This window comes from Myxococcus vastator, assembly GCF_010894475.1.
GTDB classification, from domain to species: domain Bacteria; phylum Myxococcota; class Myxococcia; order Myxococcales; family Myxococcaceae; genus Myxococcus; species Myxococcus vastator.
The window spans coordinates 42,856-49,139 of record NZ_JAAIYB010000009.1 but is presented as its reverse complement, the minus strand read 5'-3'; the positions used below and the strand labels follow the sequence as shown (position 1 = coordinate 49,139).

Annotated in this window: 7 protein-coding genes; 5 read left to right on the top strand and 2 right to left on the bottom strand. The window is 69.6% G+C overall.

The annotated features are described in order from the left end of the window. The 4 genes from G4D87_RS01990 to G4D87_RS01975 form a co-directional block, all read left to right on the top strand. Positions 1-620: chromate transporter (locus G4D87_RS01990; protein WP_240357945.1), on the top strand; the 620-nt coding region annotated here is incomplete at its 5' end. Between the two features lie 86 nt (positions 621-706). After that, positions 707-1,072: an ArsR/SmtB family transcription factor gene (locus G4D87_RS01985; RefSeq protein ID WP_163777880.1), complete on the top strand. Its 366-nt coding sequence runs from the start codon at positions 707-709 to the stop codon at positions 1,070-1,072. Between the two features lie 15 nt (positions 1,073-1,087). Then, positions 1,088-2,146 carry an ACR3 family arsenite efflux transporter gene (arsB, locus tag G4D87_RS01980; RefSeq protein WP_163777877.1) on the top strand — a complete coding sequence of 353 codons (1,059 nt, stop codon included), beginning with the start codon at positions 1,088-1,090 and terminating at the stop codon, positions 2,144-2,146. Next, entirely contained in the window at positions 2,143-2,544 is a 402-nt protein-coding gene (locus tag G4D87_RS01975; protein WP_163777874.1) for an arsenate reductase ArsC, read from the top strand. Before arsB ends, G4D87_RS01975 begins: the two co-directional genes overlap by 4 nt. Before the next feature lie 23 nt (positions 2,545-2,567). Here G4D87_RS01975 and G4D87_RS01970 read toward each other — a convergent pair whose 3' ends face one another. Then, a complete protein-coding gene (locus G4D87_RS01970) occupies positions 2,568-3,401 on the bottom strand; it encodes an NmrA family NAD(P)-binding protein (protein WP_163777871.1) in 834 nt (277 codons plus the stop codon). 76 nt (positions 3,402-3,477) lie between these two features. Here G4D87_RS01970 and G4D87_RS01965 point away from each other — a divergent pair, with 76 nt between their 5' ends. Next, positions 3,478-4,380: a LysR family transcriptional regulator gene (locus G4D87_RS01965; protein ID WP_163777868.1), complete on the top strand. Its 903-nt coding sequence runs from the start codon at positions 3,478-3,480 to the stop codon at positions 4,378-4,380. A gap of 21 nt (positions 4,381-4,401) precedes the next feature. Here G4D87_RS01965 and G4D87_RS01960 read toward each other — a convergent pair whose 3' ends face one another. Next, complete coding sequence (locus tag G4D87_RS01960; RefSeq protein WP_163777865.1) at positions 4,402-6,222, bottom strand: AsmA family protein; 1,821 nt, start codon at positions 6,220-6,222, stop codon at positions 4,402-4,404. Between the last annotated feature and the right edge of the window lie 62 nt (positions 6,223-6,284).

Here is a 6,284-nt window from a genome sequence, read left to right as displayed (position 1 = left end):
CCCCTGGGACACGGCAGGGGCCTGGGGCGATGACGCTGGGGATGCCCCTGGCCCTCCACGGGCTGGCGGTCGGTGCGGCGGGCGCCGTGCCCTTCAGTCTGGGCGGGCTGTTCCTCTTCTTCGTGAAGGTAGGCGCGGTCCTCTTCGGGAGCGGCTACGTGCTGCTGGCCTTCCTGCGCGCGGACCTGGTGGAGCGGTGGGGCTGGCTGACGCAGGCGCAGTTGCTCGACGCCGTGGCAGTGGGGCAGGTGACCCCTGGCCCCGTCTTCACGACGGCGACGTTCATCGGCTACCTCCTGGGAGGCAGCGTGGGGGCGGTGGTGGCCACCGTGGGCATCTTCCTGCCGGCCTTCTTCTTCGTCGCGGTGAGTGGGCCGCTGGTGCCGCGCCTGCGCCGCTCATGGGTGGCGGGGGCCGTACTGGACGGCGTCAACGTGGCCTCGCTCGCGCTGATGGCGGTGGTGACGTGGCAACTGGGCCGCTCGGCGCTGGTGGACGCCTGGACGGTGGGCCTGGCGCTCCTGAGCGCGGTGCTGCTGGCGCGCTTCCGGCTCAACTCCGCCTGGCTGGTCCTGGGCGGCGCGCTCACCGGGCTGCTGCTCTGGACATCGAGCGCTTGAATCCGCGAACACCGGGGGGGCCGTCACACAACCGTCACGGGAGCCGGGCTTGCGGAACCACGACATTTCAATATTGTGATTTCGTCATGCCAGCCGCCATCACGTCCCTGGATGTCCGCTCCGCCTCCCGCCTCTTCAAGGCGCTGGGAGACGAGACGCGCCTGCGCATCGTCGCGCTCCTCAGCCACGGGGAGCTGTGTGTCTGCCACTTCGAGTCCGCGCTCGCGCTGACGCAGTCGAATACCTCCCGCCAGCTCGCGGTGCTGAAGAACGCCGGCATCGTCGAGGCTCGCCGCGACGCGAGCTGGGTCTACTACCGGCTGGCCCCGCAGCTGGACGAGGTGTGCAAGGCGCAGCTCAAGGCCCTGGTCGCCGCCTTCTCCAAGCGCGACGTGCTCCGCGAGGACGTGGCACGCCTCCTCGAGAGCCGCGGCCCCAACGCCTGCAAGTAGTCCAAGAGCCTGTCCATGAACGCCGCCGCTCCTTCCTCCAGCATCGTCAAGAAGCTCTCTGTCATCGACCGGCTCCTGCCGGTGTGGATCTTCGCCGCCATGGGCCTGGGCATCAGCCTGGGCAGGGCCTTCCCGGACCTGGGCGCCCGGCTGGACACGGTGAAGCTGGACACCGTGTCGCTGCCCATCGCCATCGGCCTGCTGTGGATGATGTACCCGGTGCTGGCGAAGGTGCGCTACGGCGAGCTGGGCCGGCTGCGCACGCGCGGCAAGCTCTTCACCACCTCGCTGGTGCTCAACTGGGTGGTGGGGCCGGTGCTGATGTTCGCGCTGGCGTGGCTCTTCCTGCCGGACCTGCCGGAGTACCGCAACGGCCTGGTGCTCATCGGATTGGCCCGCTGCATCGCCATGGTGCTCATCTGGAACATGCTCGCGTGTGGCAGCAACGAGGTCGCCGCCGTGCTGGTGGCCCTCAACTCTGTGTTCCAGATTCTCTTCTACTCGGTGCTGGGCTGGCTCTTCCTCACGGTCATCCCGGGTTGGCTCGGCGCGGAGGTGACCGCGTTCGACGTGTCCATGTGGAGCATCGCCAAGAGCGTGCTCATCTTCCTGGGCGTGCCCCTGGTGGCTGGCGCGCTGACGCGCATCGGCTTGACGCGGCTCAAGGGCGAGGCCTGGTACGAGCAGCGCTTCCTGCCGCGCCTGGGGCCCACCGCGCTCATCGGCCTGCTCTACACCATCGTCCTCATGTTCGCGATGCAGGGGGAGAAGATCACCCGCCTGCCGCTGGACGTGGTGCGCATCTCCCTCCCGCTGATTGTCTACTTCGCCATCATGTTCACCAGCGCCTTCTTCCTCTCGCGCAAGCTGGGCTTCAGCTACGAGGAGACGGCGTCGCTGTCCTTCACGGCGGCGGGGAACAACTTCGAGCTGGCCATCGCGGTGGCGGTGGGCGTCTTCGGCATGGCCTCCGGCGAGGCGCTGGCTGGCGTGGTGGGGCCGCTCATCGAGGTGCCCGCGCTCATCGCGCTCGTCTACCTGTCGCTCTGGCTCAAGCGCCGGCTCTTCCCATGAACACGGTCATCTTCGCCTGCGTGCACAACGCCGGCCGCTCGCAGATGGCGGCGGCCTTCTTCAACGCGCTGGCGGACCCGGCCCGCGCGCGCGCCGTGTCCGCCGGGACGCAGCCCGGGGAGCGCGTCCACCCCGAGGTCCAGGCCGCCATGGCCGAGGTGGGCATCGACCTGTCCGCGGCCAGGCCCCAGCGCCTCACGGACGAGCTGGCCCAGGGCGCTCAATGGCTCATCACCATGGGGTGCGGCGATGCGTGCCCCTATGTGCCGGGGCTGAAGCGCGGCGACTGGCCGCTGGAGGACCCCAAGGGCAAGCCGGTGGAGCGCGTGCGTGAGATTCGCGATGACGTGCGCGCCCGCGTCCTGGCGTTACTGAAGCAGGAAGGCTGGGCCGGGTAGGGCGGGCCCTGGGCCCGCGCGAACTACAGCTTCAGGCGCTCCTGGGCGTATTGCTCGAACGAGCGCGCCGCGTGGCCTGTCAGCACCTGGACGCTGTCCGTGGTGGCCGCGGTCCACTGTTCACGCACGGCGGCGCAGAGCGCGGCGAGCATCTCCGCGTACGGGACGTCGAAGCCGGCGTCGCACATGCGCTGGATGAAGGCGCCCTCCGAAATCGCGACGTATTCGAGCGGCCGGCCCGTCACGCGTGCCACGACGGCCGCGGCCTCGCTGAAGCTGAGCGCCCTGGGGCCCGTGAGCGTGAAGGCCTGCCCGTCGAACCGGTTCGTCGTGAGCGCCACGGCGGCGGCGTCCGCGATGTCGCGCGCATCAATGAAGCTCGTCTCACCGGCGCCCGCCGGGAGCATCAGCCGTCCCGCGCGGACGTCATGGCTCCACATGAGGTGGAAGTTGTCGGAGAACCAGTTGGGCCGGAGGATGACGTAGGGGACGCCTGAGCGCTCCAACTGGAGCTCGACCTGTCGATACGGGTCTGCCTCATTCGCCTCCACGCCCATGACGGACTGGAACACCACCTTCACGCCCCGCTCGGCCGCCGCGCGGATGACGGGAGCGAGGTATTCGATGACGCTCAGGTTGTCCGCCGGCATGAGGACATGGGCCGCGTCCATCCCCTCCAGCACGGCGCCGAGCTCGCCAGGCTGGGCGAAGTCGAAGCGCACGGCCTCGGCGCCGGAGAGGGCGGTGGCCTTGCGGGACAGCGCCCGGACGTGGTGCCCCTGCTTCACGAGGACATCCACCAGGAGCGAACCTACGGTGCCGGTCGCTCCAAAGACTGCGATGCGTTGAGGTGTCATGGCCGTCACGGTACGGCGGTGAGGCGCACGCCGGCAGTGACTGGCTCTCTGAATCAACTTTAAGCTGCGCTTCAACATGGACGACCTGAAGCGAATGGCGCTCTTCGCTGAGATTGCCCGCGCGGGCTCGCTGAGCGCGGCGGCCCGGCACCTCCGCATCAGCACCTCCGCGGTGAGCCAGCAGCTCCGCATCCTGGAGGAGTCCTTCGGCGTCATCCTGGTGCGGCGCTCGAACCGCAAGCTGTCGCTCACGGATGCCGGTGCGCGGTTCGCCGCCCACTGCCGTGAGATGGTGGAGGTGGCGGAGCGGGCCCGTGAGCAGCTCTCGCTCGCGAGGGACATGCCCGCGGGTGAGCTGCGCATCTCCCTGCCGCTCGGCCTGGCGCGCTATGTGGCGCCCGCGCTGGAGCCGCTGCTCGCCAGACACGCGTCCCTGAAGCTTCGCCTCGAAGCGGATGATGGCCTGGTCGACCTCATCGATGAACGCATCGACCTGGCGCTCCGTGCGGGCCGGATGAAGGACTCCTCCTGGGTGGCGCAGCCGCTCTGTCACCTTCACCTGGGGCTGTGTGCCGCCCCGGGCTATCTGAAGAAGGCGGGGCGGCCACGCACGCTCGAGGACCTGCCTGGACACGAGTGGCTCGCGGCCGTGGCGGACGGCCGAACCCTGTCCTTCGACCTCCAGGGCCCTGCCGGAACGAGCCGTCCTGTCCAGGTGACGCCGCGGGTCTCCAGCAACAACCAGCTCACCCTCCACCAGATGTGCGCGGCGGGGCTGGGCATCACGCGCTGCATCCTGGCCGACGTGGAAGACGAGCTGCGACAGGGACGGCTCGAAGTGCTCTTGCCCGAATGGCGCCTCTCCCCCTTGCAGCTCTGGGCCGTCACGCCGCGGCGCTCGGGACAGCCGGCCAAGGTGCGACACGCCATCGACGCCATCCGCACGTACCTGCGGCAGCAGCCCGGCATCTCCGTCTGATTCGGGGCGCGTAGATGGCGCCTACCGGAGCGGCGGCTCGGGCTGCTTCGCGAACCACTGCTTCGCGTTCAGCAGGTGCAGGTCCTGGCCGCCAGGCTTGAACTCGATTCCTCCGGTGAGGGCGCCCAGGGTCGCCAGGAGCGCGCCCTTCAGCTCGCCCTGCGCGAGGTCCAGGTGGCCTCGCAGGGAGAAGCCCTCTCCGTCCGCCTTCAGCTCGCGCAGTTGGAGCCCGTCCTCGTCAATCTGCACCTGGCCCGTCACCGAGACGTCCCGGATGTTGAGCAGGGACGTCACGAAGCGCGGCAGATTCTTGGCGGACGTGAGCAGCGCGGCGACGGGCTGCGTGTCCGTGAGCTTGCTGGCGAAGCGCGCCGACAGCACCGTCGGGGACAGGGACAGCCGGGCCTGGGGCAGGGTGAAGACGCCGCTCCAGGCCCGGATGGGCACGGGGCCATTCGTGGACACGTTCGTCAGCCGGAGCGTCGTCCCCGTCAGGGACAGTGACTTCGAGTCCCACGACAGGTTCCGCGCGTCCACGTCCGCCTCGGCGCGCAGCAGGACCTTGACGTTCCCCATTCGCCCGGAGACCAGGTCGGAGTCCACGCTCAGCCGCAGCGAGTCCCGCGCCTTCGCGGACTTCGCCCGCTCCCGGCTCTGCACCGTCATGGAGCCGGAGTCGATTTCAATCGTCCGCGCCAGCCAGGGGTTGAGCATCCTCAGGTCCAACGGCCGGCTCCGGGCCACGCGGAGGTCTGGCTCCAGCTCCCAGTCCGACTGCTCCGCGACGCGACGCGCGAGGACGGTGAGGGTGATTTCAGGGATCTCTGCCCCCGTGCCTTCGGGACCGGACACCCGCACGGGCGCGAAGGTGAGCGTGGCTGTTCCTCTCCGCATGTCCGGGCGCTCCGAAGTCAGTGAGGCCTTGAGGGCCCAGGGCGCCCGCGCTCGGATGGGGCCTGCCCGCACGTTCAACGTCTGGCCCTGGACGTCAATCCGGCTGTCCTCCGCCAGCGCGCCGTCTTTGAGGTGGAGGTCCAGGTCCACCTTGCCCGCGCCCCCGCTCAGGGAGACGGCGTTGTCGGACCCCAGGTGCGCGTTCAGCCAGTCCAGCGGGAGCAGCTCCAGCTGGCTCGTCACCTGCGCGCTGAGCGCCCGTGAGAGGTCCCAGCCCTTCTCGTCCGTGAAGGGCACCTCGAGCGCTGCCTTCGCCTCCAGCCGCTCGAACCGGGTGACGGGCTTCTGGTCGACCTCCATGGCGCCGGAGACCACGCGAATCGAAGGCGTCTCGACGTGGACGCGCTCCCGGCCCTTGATGTCCAGCGAGCCCTGCACGTCCAGGTCCCCCACGAAGCGGACCCGGCCGAAGTCCAGCTCGCGGACCTCGTGGACCGTGACATCCGCCAGTTGGATGACCCACGGGCGGTAGTCCGGTCCCGGTGGGGGCTCCTTCTCGATGCCGAACGAAGGCTCAATCCGGAAGCGCGCGCCATGTCCGTCGATGTGCTTCACGTCCACGCGTTTGCGCAGCAGGGCGGTCAGCGACACGCTGGCTTCCAACGTGTCCAGGTTCACCTGCCACCACTGGTGCTGATTCTGCTGGGTCAGCGTGAAGTCGCGGAGGTGCAGCTGTCCGAAGGGCCAGAGCCACCAGGCGCGCTTCCAGGCGAGCTCGGTCCGGCTGGTGGACCGGCGCATGATGGCCTGGACGGCGCCCAGGTTGAGCGCCACGTTGAGGGAGACCTCCAGCACCAGGAGCGCGCCCAGCGTCCAGGCCGCGGCGCGCGGCCACCGTTTCCTGCGAGGGGCGGTGTCCTGGACCTCTGGCGGCGGGAGGAGCGTCATGTCGCGGGTACCCGGTGGGATGTCCAGCAGGAGCGGCGCGGGCCGCTCCCGGAAGGCGCGGG